The following is a 15,347-nucleotide window of genomic DNA, read 5'->3' on the forward strand; positions in this document are numbered from 1 at the left end:
TCAGGCCCCCGCCCCGGCTCGGGTCCACGGGGTGACGGCCCGCTGGAACAGCACGATCACCACGTCGGCGATCGCGGCGAGCAGGATCGAGAGCACGATCCCGACCACGATCGGTGCGGTGTAGAAGAGCTGGAACCCGCGGGTGAACAGGGCCCCGAGGCCACCGATCCCCAGCAGGGCCCCGACGCTGACGAGGGAGATGTTCGAGACCGCCGCGACCCGGACCCCGGCGAGGATGACGGGCGCCGCCAGCGGGAGCTCGACCTCGAGGAGGCGACGGGTCCGCTTGTAGCCCATGGCCGTCGCGGCCTCCGTCAGCGCCGGGTCGACGGAGCGCAGACCGTCGGCGACGGTCCGCGACATCAGCGCCACCGTGTAGATCGCGAGCGCCACCACGATGTTCACCGGGGAGAGGATCTTCGTCCCGAGCACGTAGGGCAGGGTGACGAAGATGGCCAGCGACGGGATCGCGTAGACGACGCCGGAGATGTTGAGGATCGGGTGGTAGAGCCAGCCGAACCGCACCCCGAGGTAGCCGATGGGCAGCGCCACGACCACCCCGACGACGAGCGGGATGACGGCGAGCAGCACGTGCTGGCCGAGGGCGTCGAGGACGATCCCGGAGTTGTCGCGGAGGTAGTCGAGGATCGAGCTCACCGGCGCTTCTCCAGCAGGTCGACGACGTCGTGGTGGTGCACGAACCCCGTCGCGCGGCCCTCGTCGTCGACCTGGACGGCGATCCCGTGCGGGGAGGTCAGGGTCAGGTCGATGACGGTGCGCAGCGAGTCGCCGGCGCGGAAGCCGTCGACCCCCACGGGGCGCCCGGCCTCGTCCAGGGCGAGGGTGGTGAAGGTCTCGTCGGTGACGGGCCGCACGGGGAGGTCCTGCAGGCCCTCGAAGGAGAGCCCGCGGTAGCCGCGGTCACGGCCGACGAAGTGGCGGACGAAGTCGTCGGCCGGTTTCGTCAGCAGGTCCCGGGGGGACCCGACCTGGGCGAGGTGGCCGCCCTCGCGGAAGACGGCGATGCGGTCCCCCAGCGTGATGGCCTCGTCGATGTCGTGGGTGACGATGGCGATGGTCTTGCCGAGCTCGCCCTGCAGCCGGAGGAACTCCTCCTGGAGCTGACCGCGCACGATGGGGTCGACGGCGGAGAACGGTTCGTCCATGAGCATGACGGGCGGGTCGGCCGCGAGCGCCCGGGCGACGCCGACGCGCTGCTGCTGGCCGCCGGAGAGCTGGGCCGGGTAGCGGTCGGCGAAGGCCGTCGGCAGGCCGACGCGTTCGAGCAGCTCGAGGGCGACCTGACGCTGCTTGCCGCGGCCGACGAGCTTGGGGACCGTCATGACGTTGTCGAGGACGGTCTTGTGGGGGAAGAGGCCCGCGTGCTGGATGACGTAGCCGATGCCGCGGCGTAGGGCCGCGGGGTCCTTGCTGCGGACGTCGTCGCCGTCGATGGTGATGCGCCCACCGGTCGGCTCGATCATCCGGTTGATCATGCGCAGGGACGTCGTCTTGCCACATCCGGAGGGGCCCACGAAGACCGTGATCTGGCCCGTGGGCAGTTCGAGGTCGAGCTGTTCGACCGCCACCGTCCCGTCGGGGAACTGCTTGCGGACGGCCTCGAACGTGATCACGGGCGGCTCCTGGGTTGAACCGACGAGCCCACGGGGCGCGCCTGCGGTGCTGTGGTCTCGGGCTGGTACATGGTTGGCGGTGGTCGTGGTCGGGTCAACCAGGCACGGCCAGGCACGACCAGGCTTTACCTGATCGCAACCTGCACCTGATCGCAACCTGCACCTGATCGCAACCTGCACCTGATCGAACCGGCCGCGGAGGAAGAGTGGAGCACGAGGCCGTCCCGCCCGCGACTCGCGGGGTCCCGGTGGCGGGGCACGCGCTGCCGCTGGAGGACCTCGCCGACCTGGCGTCGGGCCGCGCGCGGCCGGTCGTGGACCGGGTCGTGCTCGCTCGGTTGGAGGCGTTGCACGAGGCGATGGGCGCGGCCCGTGAGCGCGGAGCCGTCTACGGGGCGACGACGGGCGTGGGCGCCAACAAGGACGTCGAGGTCGAGGAGGAGCAGGCCGAGCACCCGCGGGCGCACGGGTTGCGGTTGCTCCGTTCGCACGCGGCCTCGCTGGGTCCGGTGGAGGACGAGGCGACGACGCGCGCCGCGCTGCTGATCCGGTTGAACCAGCTGCTGGCCGGGGCGCACGCCCAGCTCGGGGCGGGCATCAGCCCGCCGGTCCTGGGGGCCCTGGCCGACGCGGTCGAGTCCGACGCGCTGCCGACGATGCACCGCTTCGGCGGGATCGGGACCTCCGACCTCGCGTCGCTGGCCGAGCTGGGGCTGACCCTGGTCGGCGAGCGGCCGTGGGCCCGCGGCGGGGTCGCGCCCGTCGCGCTGGGGGCGGCCGACGCGCTGCCGCTCATCTCCTCGCACGCCCTGACCCTGGCCACGGCGTCGCTGGCGCTGGCCCGGTTGCGCCAGCTGCTGGCGGCGGGGGTGGGGATCTCGGCGCTGTCGTTCCTCGCGCTGCGCGGGAACCCGGAGGCGTGGGCCTCCCCCGTCCACGCGGCCCGCGCGCACCCCGGTCAGCGGGGGGTGGCGGCGACGTTGTCCGCGCTGGTCGCCGACGGGCCCGAGCCGGTGCGGTTGCAGGACCCGTTCGCGTTGCGCACCGCGCCGCAGGTCCTCGCGCCCGCGTTCACGGCGGCGCAGGCCCTCGAGGACGTGCTGCTGCTGGAGGCCTCGACGCCCGGGGAGAACCCGCTCGTCTCCCCGCACGGGGTGTTCCACCACGGCCAGTTCCACGCCGCGTCGCTGGCGACGGCCCTGGACACGTTGCGCGCCACCACCTTCGGGGTGCTGACGCTGTCCGCCGCGCGGCTCGCGCTGCTGCTGCGTCCCGAGCACACCGGCCTGCGGGCGTTCCTCGCGGCGGGCCCGCGCGGGTCGTCGGGGTTGATGATCGGCGAGTACGTGGTGCAGGACGTGCTGGCCGAGCTGCGCCCGGCGACGGCGCCCTCGACGTCGGGGACGGTCAGCATCTCCCTGGGGCTGGAGGAGCACGCGAGCTTCGCGACCCAGGGCGCGCGGGCGTTGCGCCAGACCGCGGAGCTGGCTCCCGTGGTGCTGGCGATCGAAGCGCTCGCGGCGGTCCGGGCGTTGCGGGCCGCACCGGACCGGTTGTCCCCCGGCGCCTCGGCGCTGTTCGCGGTGTTCGACGAGTTCCTGGAGCACGACTCCCGCGACATGCCGATCGGGCCGGACGTGGAGGCCGTCGTGGCGCGGGTCGCCGACCTGGCGCTGCTGGTGCGGGTGCCGCCGAGCTGATCGGTCCAGTTAGTCGATCCAGATGGCGACGTCGTCGAAGACGTGGCGTCCGGGCGCCCCGCCGGTGCTCGCGGCGGCGGCCACCACGGCGTCGAGCTGGGCGGGGGTCATCGGCAGCGGGGCCTCGCCGTCGTGGCGGGTCGAGCCGCGGGGGTGGTCCACGCCGGCGACGTCGGACATCTCGACGTGGGCTCCGAGCAGGTGCTCGACCCCGGCGTCGCGGACGAGGCGCTGCAGCCGCGCCAGCGACCGGGAGAACGCCGGGAAGTCGTCGACGTAGAGGCGGCCCGGGTAGAACGTGTCGCCGGTGAGGACCGTGCGGGTGGCGGGGTCGTGCACGGCGATCGACGTCGGGTGGTGGCCCGGGATCGGGAGCACCCCGAGGTCGCGTCCACCCAGGTCGAGGCGACCGGTTCCCCACGTCCCGTCGGCGCTGGGCTCGATGCCGAAGAACGCGTGCACGGCGGCGACGTCGTGGCCGACGACGAGCGTCGCCGGCCGGTCGCGGAACTGCGCGTCACCGGCGACGTGGTCGCCGTGGGCGTGGGTGTGGGCCACGACGAGTCCGTAGCCGGGGTGCGGGTGCTCGGTGAGCCACTCCGCGACCAACCCGTCGACGGTCTCGCGCACCGGGAATCCGGCCGGGTCCGAGACGGCCCCGGTGTCGAGCAGGAGCGCCCGTCGCGACCCGAACAGCAGGTACAGGAACGGCGCCTCGAAGTGGGTGGCGATGCTCTGGCGCAGGACGACCGTGTCCGCCCGGGCCCGGTGGACCTGGACGGGCGGTTCGGGGACACCGGAGGCTCCGGAGTTCCAGACGACGTCGAGGTCCAGTGCGGGCACGGGAGCAGGCTAGGCGTCGAGGGGGCGCAGCTCGTCGGCGTAGCTGACCGACATCCGGCGCATCACACCCGAGGGGCTGATCGAGTACTGACCCATCCGCCACAACGGCGGCGAGTAGGCGTGGATCGAGACGGAACCGTCGACGGCACCGGACATGCGGTGGATGTGGTCGGGGCCGAAGGCGAACGAACGGCCGGCCTCGACGGTGCGCACGAAGGGCTCGCCACCCATCCGCGGGTTGGCCTCGACGACGGCACCGCGGGTCACGGCCACGGCCCCGGAGGAGGTGTCGTGGTCGTGCCAGCCGGTGTCGTCGACGGTGTTCCAGCACAGCAGCCAGACGTCGACGTCACCGTCGCGGTAGAGGGAGACGAAGTGGCGGCCACCGGTGTCGTGGCGGACGAGGTGCTCCCAGGCCTGCGGGGTGGCCGCGGCCCGCTCGACCCAGTCCTTGAGCTCGCGGGGGGAGAGGGTGCGCCCCGGTGCGGCGGGCAGACCGGTGGAGCCGGGGGCGGTCGGGGTTTCGTGGGCGGTCGGGGTTTCGAGGGCGATGGTCACCGGGGTGTCCCTTCGAGGAGGTGGGCGGGGTTGGAACGGGTCAGGGCGTGGGCGAAGGCCGCGCCGAAACCCGGGAGGTCGGTGGCGTCGAACGGTTGGGCGTAGGGCCGGTCGGTCCCGAGCACCAACGGGTCGACCCCGACGACGCGGACGAGGGCGTCGATCGCGCGCGGTCCGTAGGAACTCGTCTCGTAGTGCACGAGGGGGTCCAGGCGGCCCAGCGCGCCACCCCGGGCGGCGAGACGTTCGTGGTGCAGCGCAGCGAGTCCGGCGAGCGCGACGAACGCGATCCGCAGGGTCGGGTGTCGCTCCCGGCCCCCGACGTGCCACGCCAGCCAGGACGCGTGCAGCTGCTGCACGTAGGGCACGAGCGCCGGCCACCAGGCGGGGAGGTCGCTGGTGTCGCAGACCGGGGCGGGACCCGGGTGGATCAGGACGGGCTTGTCGGCCAGTTCGCACTCGGCCAGCAGGGGTTCCAGCCGCGCGACGGCCCGCGGGTCGGCGAACGCCGTCGCGGGCAGCTGCAGCCCGACGACGCGGTCCTGGCGCAGGGTCTTGGCCAGCGAGCCGGGGTCGAGGTCGGTGACCCCCGCGGCGGCCCAGACCCGGAACGGGTCGGGCAGCTCCAGCGCACCGTCGTTCCAGGCCGCGAGGAGCGGGTCGGCGTCCTCCCCCGGCAGGTGCTCGAGACCGAGCGGGGAGGACAGCGAGACCAGCGCCCGTCCGGTGCCGTCGGCGGTCTCGGCGGCCGCGCGCGTCGCCACGTCGTGGGCGGCGGGGTCGATCGGGCAGGGCGGCTCCCCCGGCAGGTGCAGGGTCCAGCCGTCGAGGAAGGGCGGGGTGGTGCGTTCGCGGAGGGCGTCGAGCAGTCGTGCGGGCCACAGGTGCTGGTGGCAGTCGGTGCGCACGGCCCCTCCTCGGTTCGTTCCGTGAAGCGCTTCACTCCCATCGACGAGTGAAGCGCTTCACTCAAGCGTTCGTCAAGTCGGGTCCCTGCCCCGGGGGCGAGCTCGCCGTGCGGCGCGGCCGGGCACGACTACTGTCCACTCCGTGCCGAAGGAAGCGCGCCGCACTCTGCAGGACGTCGCCGACGCGGCCGGACTCTCCCTCGCCGCCACCTCCTACGCCCTGCGCGGGACCCGCGGTTCCGCCGCGACCATCGCCAGGGTCCAGACCCTCGCCGTCGAGCTCGGCTACCACGTCGACCCCATCGCCCGGGCGCTCGCGAGCGGGCGCACCGGGACGATCGGCGTGAGCGGTTCCCTGCGCGACCTGTGGCAGCAGGACCTCTCGGTGATGCTGACCCGGGCCCTGCGCACCGCCGACCGGGACGCCACGATCGCCGACGCCGACGCCGACCCCGCGGCGGAACGTCGTGTGGTGCAACGGTTCGCGGCCCAGCGCGTCGACGGGGCCCTCGTCTCCCCCGTGGACCCCTCCGCCGACTACTGGTCGCTGCTGCCGCCCTCGACGGCCGTGGTGTCGATCGGCGACGCGCTCCCCGGCCGCCCCGCCAGCGGAGCGGTCCTCTTCGACAACCGCTTCGGCGTGACCACGGCGATGGACCACCTGCGGGCGCTCGGTCACCGACGGATCGCCCTGCTGACCCCGTCGCTGCCCTCCACGCCGGGACGTCCCTCGGAACTGCTGGCCGTGGAGGTCGCCGGGGACCTCGGCCTCGACCTGCTCGTCGTCCCCGCCGCGGCATCGCCCGCACAGGCCGCCGGGACCGCCGCGCTGCTCCTGTCCGTCCCGGACCGCCCGACCGCGGTGTTCTGCCTCTCCGACTCCCTGGCCTTCGGCGTCTACCGCGCGGCGAGCGACCTCGGGCTGCGGATCCCCGACGACCTCTCCGTCGTCGGGTTCGACGACCACCAGCTCGCCGGCCTCGTCGCCCCCGGCCTGACGACGATGGCGTGGGACGAAGACGCCATCGTCGCCGCGGCGGTGGAGCAACTGCTGGCCCTCGAGGGGGACGGCGAGGTGCCCGAGCCCGTGACGTTCCGGCCCGAGCTGGTCGTGCGCGCCTCGACGGCGGCGCTGCGCGCCTGACGTCCGGCCCGACGGTGTCCGGACGGGCGGAGAGGGTCCCGGCGCGAGGTCACCGCGCGCCGGCGGTGGCGGTTCCCCAGCCGTGGCCCAGCAGCTCGGTGAGCCGGTCGAGGTCGCGTCCGTAGGGGCGGTCGCGCACGTCCTCACCCAGCGCGGCGGCGACCTCGTCGAGGGCGGCCACGACCTCGCCCGACAGGCCCGGCAGGCCCCCGCGCAGCAACCGGGCGCGGTGCACGGCGAGCAGTTCCACGGCCAGCACCTCGCGCACCCCGGCGAGGCCCTCGGCCAGGCACTCCGCGGACTCCAGCGCGAAGCTCTGCACGTCCTCCTGCCCCAGCGACGTCTCGACCGACCCCAGCGCCGCGGGGAGGGCGAAGCGCCGCAGCCGGTGCACGACCCCGACCGCCCGCTTGTGGACGGCGACGAGCCCCGCCTCGACCCCCGGTTGCGGTGAGAGCTGCGGGGGGAGGCCGGTCTGGCGGGTGTCGAGCATCCGGTGGGTGCGCGCGGCACCGGTGTCCGCGAGGTGGACCAGGGCCGCCGTGAGGGCGTCGGAGTCGGCGGCCAGGTCGGTCCCGGCGAACCCGGCGGTACCGGTGAACGCGCCGTCGAGGAACGCGGGCGAGTCGGTCACCCCGTCCAGCGCCCGGTCGACGGCGTCCCCCAGGGCGACGCGGCGGCGGTGCACCAGCGCGCAGGCGGCCGCTCCGACCCGGACCGACAGCGGGGCCTGCAGGCCGTGGACGTCACCGACCGGCCGACGCGACCGCAACCGCCCGAGCACCCCGGCCAGGACGTCGTCACCGCGCGCGACCCCCTCCCGCACGGGGTCGTGGCTCGCGCGCAGGACCTCGCTCGAGGCGGCGAGGACGAGCTCCGCCTGGGCCAGCAGGGTCTGTGCCTCGGCCTCGTGCAGGACGGCGAGCGCGGTGGCGACGGGCACGCCCTCGAGGAACGCCACCCCTTCCTTGGTCCCGAACGCGAAGGGTGGCAACGAGCGCCCGTCGAGGGTTCCCGAACCCCCGAGCGCGACGGCCCCGACGTGGGCGAGCGGGATGATCTCCCCCGCCGCCCCGTTGCCGCGCCACGGGACCTGCGGGTGGATCCCGGAGTTCAGCAACTCCACCAACCGCCCGCACAACTCCGGGGAGACCCCGGCCTCGGGGTGCAGGAACGTCCGCAACCGGACGGCCAGCACCGCCCGCGCGGCAGGCTCCGGCAACCACGGCGCCGACCCCACGGCCCGGCCCACGACGAGGTTCGCCTGGTGCCTCGCCCGGGCCCGGGCGTCCAGGGTGATCCCGGCCATCGCGCCCATGCCGGTGGTCACCCCGTAGACCGGCCCCGATCCCTCCAGCGCGGCCAGGACGGCCGCCCGGGAGGACACCAGGGACTCGCGGAGTTCAGGGGTGAGTTCCACGGGAGCCCCGGCCGCGATCGCCAGCACGGCGTCGCGGTCGAGGTCCCCGGCCCGGCGCAGCCGGATCACCGTCGACGGACCGGATCAGTCACGGACGGGTTTGCGCAGGATCGAGAGCGCGGAGGCGTGCAGCGGGACGGTCTCCCAGGTCGCGGTGAACTCCGAACCGTGGAGACCCAGGTGCAACCGGTGCGGGGTCTCGACGAAGACCACGTCGATCCCGTCCGGCGTCGACGTCACGGCCAGCGGCCCGGTCACGGCCCACTCACCCTCGCCGATCGCGGCCCGCAGTTCCGATCCCGCGTCGTGCAGGACGACCTCGCCGTCGGCGACGACGACCCCGGTCAGCGTCGACTGCTGGTTCCCGGCGGCCGGGGTGAACTCTCCCGTCGCCGGCGTCCCGCCCGCAGTGGGCAGCACGAGGTTCGACAACCGTTGCACCAGCTGGTCTTCCACGTCGGCCCCGGGGAGTTCCGTGGCGTCCAGGGCCGGCAGCAGGTGCTCCCAGAGGGCGTCGAGGACGGCCTGCATGTCCGGGCTCTGCGAGGTGACCGCCACGACGGCGTCCTGTTCGGGGAGCACGACGCAGAACTGCCCGTAGGCCCCGTCCCCGCGGTAGCCGTGGCGGGCCATCCAGAACTGGAACCCGTACCCCTGCCCCCAGTCGGGGTTGGTGTTGAAGGAGGAGTTGTCGATGTGCGAGCGCGTCGCCTCGGCGACCCAGGCCTCCGGCAGCAACCGTTCGCCGTTCCAGACCCCGCGCTGCAGGTAGAGCTGGCCGAGCTTCGCGATCGCCTCGGTCTGGGCGTGGAAACCCGAGAACCCGAGTTCGCGGTCCTGCCCGTCGAGCAACCAGCCGACACCGGCGGGGTCGATGCCGAGGGGTTCGAGCAGCCGCGGGCGCAGGAACTCCAGCAGCCCCTGGCCGGACTGGCGCTGCACGATGGCCGACACCGAGAAGGTGCAGGGCTGGTTGTAGCAGAACAGCGTGCCCGGTTCCTCGTCGGGCCGAATCTGCAGGAAGCCGCGGACGATGTCGCCCGAGGGGTGCTGCAGGGCCCGCTCGAGGGTCTCCTCGCGGTGGCCGCTGGCCATGTTCGCGACGTGGCGGACGAGGATCCGCCGGGCCCGGTCGTCGGTGACCTCGGCGTCGAACTCGGGGAAGTAGGAGAGCACCGTGGCGTCGAGGTCCACGAGCCCTTCGGCGACGGCGAAACCCAGGGCGGTGGAGGTGAAGCTCTTGCTGAGGGAGTACAGCAGGTGCGGCCGTTGCGGCGCGTAGGGCGCCCACCACCCCTCCGCGACGACCGCGCCGTGACGCAGGACCTGCAGGCTGTGCGGTTCGACGCCGGGGGTGTTCTCGAGGGCGTCGACGAAGGCGGCGATGCCGCGTGCGTCGACCCCCTGGGCGGACGGCGACGTCCGCGGCAACGTGGAACCTGCGGAGGGACCCTCGGAGGGGCGGACGGTGGTGGCCTCGGTGCTCACGGGGCGACTCTACGACTCGGCCCCGCACCTCCCCGATCGCCCCCGGACCCCTGAAAAAGAGGTTGCGACCGTCGGCCGGGCGGGAGCAGCATCGACCTCGTCCTGCTGCCGACCCGAGGAGCCTCTGCGGTGCTCGTCTGACGTGCCCGATCCCCCGGACCCGCTGCCGTCGCGCGGGTCCTCCTTCGGCGTACGTCCCTGGAGCCCCCGTGCCTCTCGTCACCACGACCTCCCTCGCCCTGCGCGAGGTCACCAAGAGCTACGACCACGTCGTCGTGCTCGACTCCCTCACCCTCGCCTTCTCCCCCGGTCGGGTCACCGGGGTGATCGGCGAGAACGGCTGCGGCAAGTCCACCCTGCTGCGCGTCCTCGCCGGTGCCGAACCCGCCGACTCCGGCCGGGTCGTCGCGACCGCGGAGGGCGGCATCGGCCACCTGCCGCAGGACGCCGGCGCCCCCTCGCGCACGAGCGTCGGGCAGGTGCTCGACGCGGCCCTCGCCGACCTGCGCACCCTGCAGCGTCGGATGGTCGACCTCGAGGGACGGATGGCCGCGGGCGGTGACCTCGACGAGGTCCTCACCGAGTACGGCGAGGTCCAGACGGCCTTCGAACTCCGCGGCGGCTACGACGCCGACGTCCGGGTGGAGCAGTCGCTGGCCGGCCTGGGCCTGCCGTTCCTCGACCGGTCCCGCGAACTCGCCACGTTGTCGGGCGGGCAACGGTCCCGGCTGCACCTGGCCGCGCTGCTGGCCGCGGCGCCGGAGGTCCTGCTGCTGGACGAGCCGACCAACCACCTCGACGACGACGCCGCCCACTGGCTGGAGGACCACCTCCGCTCCCGGTGGGGAACCACGGTCGTCGTCAGCCACGACCGGGAGTTCCTCGATGCCGTCGCGCGCGAACTCGTCGAGGTCGACCCGCACCACGAGACCGGGGCGAAGCGCTACCCCGGCGGCTACGGCGACTTCCTCGTCGCGAAGGCCGCCGAGCGGCGACGCTGGGAAGCGGCCCGGGCCGAGTGGGAGACCGAGGTCGAACGGCTCGGCAGCACCGGGGACGCGGTGGCGCGCACCGTGAACCACCAGCGGGACCGCAAGGACAACGACAAGATGCAGTACGACTTCAAGGGTGGGCGGGTGCAGGAGGCACTGGCGTCGCGGGTCCGGTCCAACGCCGAGAAGCTGCGGCGGTTGCACGAGGACGAGGTCCCCCGACCACCCGACCCGCTGCGGTTCACCGCCCCGCCCGGGTCCGCGTCGACCCGCGGGTCGCTGCACGCCGAGGGGGTCTCCGTCCCCGGACGGCTGGCGAGCGTCGACGTGCACCTCGGACGGAGCGACCGGTTGCTGATCACCGGTCCGAACGGGAGCGGGAAGTCGACCCTGCTCGACGTCCTCGCCGGGGTGCTGGAGCCGGCGACGGGGTCGGTGCGACGGCGGGGCCGGATCGGGTTGCTCCGTCAGGACCCCACGAACGCGGACCTGGATCGTTCGGTGCTCGCGACGTTCGCGACGGGCCGTCCGGGGACTCCCGAGGACAACGCACGCCGACTCCTGGGCATGGGGCTCTTCGACCGGGAACGCCTCGGGGTCGCGGTCGGGAAGCTGTCGACCGGGGGCCGCCGCCGCCTCGACCTGGCGCGCCTGCTGGCCGACCGCCACGACGTCCTGCTGCTCGACGAACCGACCAACCACCTCGCCCCGCAACTGGTCGAGGAGCTCGAGGCCGCGATCGACGCCTTCGCCGGCGCGGTGGTCGTGGTCAGCCACGACCGGCGCTTCCGCGCGACGTTCCGCGGTCGGGTCCTCGACACCTCCACGCTCACGGCGCCGGCGGTGGCCGACGCCGTGGAGACGCGGGTGCGGAACGGCCTGGCGAACCGGGACTGCCTGGCGGACTAGAAGAGGGCGCGGGTGAGCGCCTGGCGCGCCTTGACGACGCGGGGATCGGTGGGGCCGACGACGGCGAAGAGCTCCACGAGGTGGGTGCGGGCGAGGTCGCGTTCCTCGCCGACGGTCCGCTGGACGATCCCGAGCAGGCGGTCGAAGGCGTCCTCGACGTGGCCGCCGACGAGGTCGAGGTCGGCCACGACCAGCTGCGCGGCGACGTCGTCGGGGGCCGCGGCGGCCCCGGCGCGGGCGGAGGCGAGGTCGACCCCGTGGACCCGGCGCAGCACGCCGACCCGGGCCAGGCCCTCGGTCGCCGCGGTGTCGCGCGGGTCGTTCGCGAGCGCCTTCTGCCACGCGGCGGCCGCGGCGTCGTAGTCGCCCGCGTCGACGGCGGCGAGCGCCTCCGCGTGCAGGGGCGGCAGCGGCGGGGCGGCGGGCTCCTCGGCCACCTCGACGTCGCCCTCGAGACGGCCGGTCACCCCGTTCGCCTCGGCGACGCGCAGGACCTCCTCCAGCACCGGGCGGATCTCCTCCGCGCTGGGGTAGGACCCGGTGAACAGCGGGATCGGCTGGCCCTTGACGATGGCCGCGACGAGCGGGATCGCCTTGGCCTGCAACGACTGCACCAGGGACTGCGCCAGCTGGGGTTCGGCCTGGGCGTCGATGCGGCCGAGGAGGAACGCCCCGGCGTACTCCTCGACCAGGGTCTGCAGGGCCTCCGAGCCCTGGTCGTAGCCCTCGGCCCACAGGTCGAGGAGCACGGGGACCTCGACGGAGCGCTGCACGACGTCGGTGAAGGTCTCCTCGGTCACGTCCACGACGAAGGAGGACCGGGGGGCCACGGCGTCGGGGTCGGCGGCGGCACGCCGGGCGACCTCCTCGCGACGGGTGTTGCGAGCGGCCAGGGCACCGAGGTCCACCGCTCCGCGCAGGTTGAGCTGGGCGCCGGGAGGAGTCGGCTGCTGAGTCATGCCGGTCACCTTCTCACGAGGCCCTCACCGGGCCGAAGTCACTGGACGGTGACCGACACGGGACCGCTCTCGGCGGCCAGGGCGAGCGCCTGTCCCTGTCCCGGTGGGAGTCTCAGGACGACGACCTCCCGGTGCACGACCGTGGCGCTCAGCGCGTCCTTCGTCCCGGCCAGGGCGGCGAGCGCCGGTTCCAGCGTCCCGCTGCGTCCGTCGGCGGGGCCCGCCGACGTGGTGGACCAGGAGAACGCGGCGACGACGAGGGCGCCGCCGTCGCGGGTGCGCACCCCGAGGACCCCGTCGGGCAGGACGGAACGTTCCTGGGTGAAGCTGCCGCCGGCGGCGTCGAGGGCCGCGGACTCGGTCTGCGCCGCGTTCGCCACCTCGCCGCGGTAGGCGTCGTCGGCGAACTCGGGGGCGTACCGGCTCTCCCCACCGTGGGTGAGGACGTCGGCGTAGTGCTCGGCCGCGGCCTGCGGGCTGAGCGGCAGGTTCGTCGTCTCGCCGGCGGCGACGGCGGCCACGCCGCCGGCGGGTGCGGCCAGCGTCGGCAGCGAGGCCCCCGGGAGCAGCGACGGCGTCGCCCACACCGTGTAGGGCTCGCGCGCGGAGGGCGAGCGGAAGACGACGAGCGAGGGGGACTGGTCGGCGCCGGCGTCGGTGACGGTGGCGAACCAGCGGGGAAAGGCCTCCTGGCGCGGCAGGATCGAGGTGAGGGCGCTGAACTCGTCCGCCCCTCCGCTCGGCGGCGGCGTGGCACCGGCGACGGCGATGGTGTGCGCGGCGGTGCGGAGGTCCAGTTCCGGGCCGCTGACGCGGGTGGCGAGCGCGGTGAGGTCGACCGTCGCGGGGTCGGCGGCCGCTGCCAGGACGGTGCCGGCGGCCTCGACGATCCGGTTGGCCTGCACCGGCTGCACGACGAGGGGCTCCCGGTCGCTGCCGGCCGGCGCGGTCACGACGGGCAGCTGGGCGCAGCCGGTGAGCAGCCCCACGGACAGCGCCACCGACAGGCGGAGGGGGCGTCGAACTCGGGTCCTCACGCGCGCCTCCGGGCTCCGGGTCGGGTGGTGCGGGGACGGAGCAGCGCCCCGATCGCGCCGAGCAGCACGAGGACGCACCCCGCGACGACCAGGGGCACTCCCGCGGGGTTCTCGGCGGCCCGGCCCTCGGCCGCCCAGCTGAACGAGACCCGCTGCGGGGCAGCGGAGGTGCCGTCCGTCGCGGCGAACACGACGACTCCCCCGGCGTCGGCGTAGTCACGGTCGGCCGCGGTGGACCAGGTGAGCTGCGCGGAGTCGGCGCCGCTCGCGCTCGCCAGCCAGATGTCGGCGGAGCGGGGGTCGGCTGCCGCGCCGGTGCCCGACGTGGCGGCCACGGCCACCGGGTCGCCGAGGTCACCCCCGACCCCCGTCACCTCGGTGTGGGCGGCGTCGGCGAGCCAGGCGGTCACGTCGTCGGCGCGGGCGACGGCGAGGAAGACCTCCTTCCCGCCGGAGGCGCCGAGCCGCACCTCGGAGCCGCTGAGGTCGAGCACGCCGGGAGCGCTGACGACGGCCACGCCCGGATCGTCGCCGGTCCGGGTGACGTCGATCCGGTCGGCCGGGGCGAACACGGTCAGGGCCAGGGCCCCGGCGACACCGCAGGCGAGTCCCAGGGCGAGCAGGAGCCAGGCGAGCAGGCGTCTCACGTCGGGTCCTTCGTCGTGGCGGGGCGGATCGGGTCGAGGAGTCGAGGGTGGGGGCCTGCGCCACCCTACGGGTCGGGCACGCGTGCTCCGTTCCCGCGAGCGACCCCGGCCGCCGCCGACGCGGTGTGGTCCAGACCACTCCCGACGCGGTGAACCCCGGGGCCCGCCGCGTCGTGACGGGAGTGCACCACGACCTCGTGCCCGCCCGAAGAGCCGGAACCAGTGACTGAGCCACTCAGCCCGAACGACTCCCTCCCGACGCAGAGGAACGACCCATGACCACCACGTCCACCGCCGCCCGCACCGACCGTCCCCAGGTCGTGCGCACCACCGCCGCCGTCTCGATCGGCCTGCTCGCCCTGCGGCTCGCCGCCGGAGTGCTGCTCCTCGTCCACGGCGTCCCGAAGCTGTCGGACCCCGGGACGGCCACCGGGATGGCCGCCTCGCTCGACGTCCCCGCACCCGACGTCGCGGGCTGGCTGATGATCCTGGGCGAGGTCGGTCTCGGCTCGCTGCTGGTCCTCGGCCTGCTCACCCGCGCCGCGGGCACCCTGCTGCTCGTGCAGATGGTGGGGGTCTGGGTGCTCGCGCACGCCCCGCAGGGCTTCCTCGTCGACGGTCAGGTGAACGGCGAGAACGCGTTGCTCTTCGCCGCCCTCGGCCTGGTGTTCGTCTTCACCGGCGCGGGCCGGTTCAGCCTCGACGCAGCGGTGTTCCGCCGCCGCTGAGGATCACGGGCCGGCCGCGGTCACTGGCCGCGGCCGGCCTCCCCCTCGGCCCGTTCGACGGCCGCCTCGAGGCGGTCGAGCTTGCCCGTCATCTCCCCCGTGTGGCCGGGACGGATGTCGGCCTTGAGCACCAGCGAGACCCGGGGACCGTGCTTGCCGACGGCCTCGCAGGCGCGGCGCACGACGTCCATGCACTCGTCCCAGTCCCCCTCGATGCTCGTGAACATCGAGTCGGTGCGGTGCGGCAGACCGGAGTTGCGCACGACGAGCACGGCGTCGGCCACGGCCGCGCTCACGGAGTCCGGTTCACCTCCCAGCGGGGCGGGACCACCGGACGGGGCGACGGAGAAGGCGACGATCACCCTGGGCAACCTAGACCC

At 74.4% G+C, this 15,347-nt stretch carries 15 protein-coding genes; 4 read left to right on the top strand and 11 right to left on the bottom strand.

What is annotated here, in order from left to right:
* Together AC0I8G_RS09420 and AC0I8G_RS09425 are read right to left on the bottom strand one after the other, a co-directional pair.
* Nucleotides 1-657 (bottom strand): ABC transporter permease, encoded by a 657-nt coding sequence (locus AC0I8G_RS09420; protein ID WP_328292214.1) that lies wholly within the window; start codon nucleotides 655-657, stop codon nucleotides 1-3.
* On the bottom strand, nucleotides 654-1,634 hold the full coding sequence (locus AC0I8G_RS09425) for an ABC transporter ATP-binding protein (protein ID WP_471729678.1): 981 nt from the start codon (nucleotides 1,632-1,634) through the stop codon (nucleotides 654-656). Before AC0I8G_RS09425 ends, AC0I8G_RS09420 begins: the two co-directional genes overlap by 4 nt.
* Before the next feature lie 206 nt (nucleotides 1,635-1,840).
* Here AC0I8G_RS09425 and AC0I8G_RS09430 point away from each other — a divergent pair, with 206 nt between their 5' ends.
* Nucleotides 1,841-3,334, top strand: a complete 1,494-nt coding sequence (locus tag AC0I8G_RS09430; RefSeq protein WP_471729679.1) for an aromatic amino acid lyase — start codon at nucleotides 1,841-1,843, stop codon at nucleotides 3,332-3,334.
* Between the two features lie 9 nt (nucleotides 3,335-3,343).
* Here the strand turns inward: AC0I8G_RS09430 and AC0I8G_RS09435 are convergent, their stop codons facing one another.
* The 3 genes from AC0I8G_RS09435 to AC0I8G_RS09445 are packed head-to-tail and all read right to left on the bottom strand — an operon-like array spanning nucleotide 3,344 to nucleotide 5,643.
* Nucleotides 3,344-4,177 carry an MBL fold metallo-hydrolase gene (locus tag AC0I8G_RS09435; RefSeq protein WP_471729680.1) on the bottom strand — a complete coding sequence of 278 codons (834 nt, stop codon included), beginning with the start codon at nucleotides 4,175-4,177 and terminating at the stop codon, nucleotides 3,344-3,346.
* Nucleotides 4,178-4,186: 9 nt separating this feature from the next.
* Entirely contained in the window at nucleotides 4,187-4,729 is a 543-nt protein-coding gene (locus AC0I8G_RS09440) for a cysteine dioxygenase (RefSeq protein WP_471729764.1), read from the bottom strand.
* 2 nt (nucleotides 4,730-4,731) lie between these two features.
* Nucleotides 4,732-5,643, bottom strand: a complete 912-nt coding sequence (locus AC0I8G_RS09445; protein ID WP_471729681.1) for an amidohydrolase family protein — start codon at nucleotides 5,641-5,643, stop codon at nucleotides 4,732-4,734.
* Nucleotides 5,644-5,785: 142 nt separating this feature from the next.
* On the opposite strand from AC0I8G_RS09445, the gene AC0I8G_RS09450 reads away from it, so the two are divergent.
* Entirely contained in the window at nucleotides 5,786-6,787 is a 1,002-nt protein-coding gene (locus AC0I8G_RS09450) for a LacI family DNA-binding transcriptional regulator (RefSeq protein WP_471729682.1), read from the top strand.
* Between the two features lie 49 nt (nucleotides 6,788-6,836).
* Here AC0I8G_RS09450 and AC0I8G_RS09455 read toward each other — a convergent pair whose 3' ends face one another.
* Both AC0I8G_RS09455 and AC0I8G_RS09460 read right to left on the bottom strand, forming a co-directional pair.
* On the bottom strand, nucleotides 6,837-8,276 hold the full coding sequence (locus tag AC0I8G_RS09455; protein WP_471729683.1) for an aromatic amino acid ammonia-lyase: 1,440 nt from the start codon (nucleotides 8,274-8,276) through the stop codon (nucleotides 6,837-6,839).
* A 15-nt stretch (nucleotides 8,277-8,291) separates the two neighbouring features.
* Complete coding sequence (locus AC0I8G_RS09460; protein ID WP_471729684.1) at nucleotides 8,292-9,695, bottom strand: serine hydrolase domain-containing protein; 1,404 nt, start codon at nucleotides 9,693-9,695, stop codon at nucleotides 8,292-8,294.
* A gap of 209 nt (nucleotides 9,696-9,904) precedes the next feature.
* Between AC0I8G_RS09460 and AC0I8G_RS09465 the strand changes: the two genes are divergently transcribed.
* A complete protein-coding gene (locus tag AC0I8G_RS09465) occupies nucleotides 9,905-11,596 on the top strand; it encodes an ABC-F family ATP-binding cassette domain-containing protein (protein WP_471729685.1) in 1,692 nt (563 codons plus the stop codon).
* Here the strand turns inward: AC0I8G_RS09465 and AC0I8G_RS09470 are convergent.
* The 3 genes from AC0I8G_RS09470 to AC0I8G_RS09480 are packed head-to-tail and all read right to left on the bottom strand — an operon-like array spanning nucleotide 11,593 to nucleotide 14,239.
* Entirely contained in the window at nucleotides 11,593-12,555 is a 963-nt protein-coding gene (locus tag AC0I8G_RS09470) for a co-chaperone YbbN (RefSeq protein WP_380259952.1), read from the bottom strand. The two genes, AC0I8G_RS09465 and AC0I8G_RS09470, sit on opposite strands and share 4 nt — an antisense overlap.
* A gap of 38 nt (nucleotides 12,556-12,593) precedes the next feature.
* Complete coding sequence (locus tag AC0I8G_RS09475; RefSeq protein ID WP_471729686.1) at nucleotides 12,594-13,592, bottom strand: DUF8094 domain-containing protein; 999 nt, start codon at nucleotides 13,590-13,592, stop codon at nucleotides 12,594-12,596.
* A complete protein-coding gene (locus AC0I8G_RS09480; RefSeq protein ID WP_471729687.1) occupies nucleotides 13,589-14,239 on the bottom strand; it encodes a hypothetical protein in 651 nt (216 codons plus the stop codon). The genes AC0I8G_RS09475 and AC0I8G_RS09480 overlap by 4 nt, the downstream gene beginning before the upstream one ends.
* Before the next feature lie 275 nt (nucleotides 14,240-14,514).
* Between AC0I8G_RS09480 and AC0I8G_RS09485 the strand changes: the two genes are divergently transcribed.
* Nucleotides 14,515-14,967 carry a DoxX family protein gene (locus tag AC0I8G_RS09485; protein ID WP_471729688.1) on the top strand — a complete coding sequence of 151 codons (453 nt, stop codon included), beginning with the start codon at nucleotides 14,515-14,517 and terminating at the stop codon, nucleotides 14,965-14,967.
* 20 nt (nucleotides 14,968-14,987) lie between these two features.
* Here AC0I8G_RS09485 and AC0I8G_RS09490 read toward each other — a convergent pair whose 3' ends face one another.
* Entirely contained in the window at nucleotides 14,988-15,329 is a 342-nt protein-coding gene (locus AC0I8G_RS09490) for a thiamine-binding protein (RefSeq protein ID WP_380161474.1), read from the bottom strand.
* Nucleotides 15,330-15,347: the final 18 nt, after the last annotated feature.

This window comes from Kineococcus sp. AC630, from assembly GCF_979255925.1.

Coding starts and splice junctions, on each gene's coding strand:
- AC0I8G_RS09470 (WP_380259952.1), bottom strand. CDS start 12,555: ATGACTCAGCAGCCGACTCCTCCCGGCGCCCAGCTCAACCTGCGCGGA.
- AC0I8G_RS09485 (WP_471729688.1), top strand. CDS start 14,515: ATGACCACCACGTCCACCGCCGCCCGCACCGACCGTCCCCAGGTCGTG.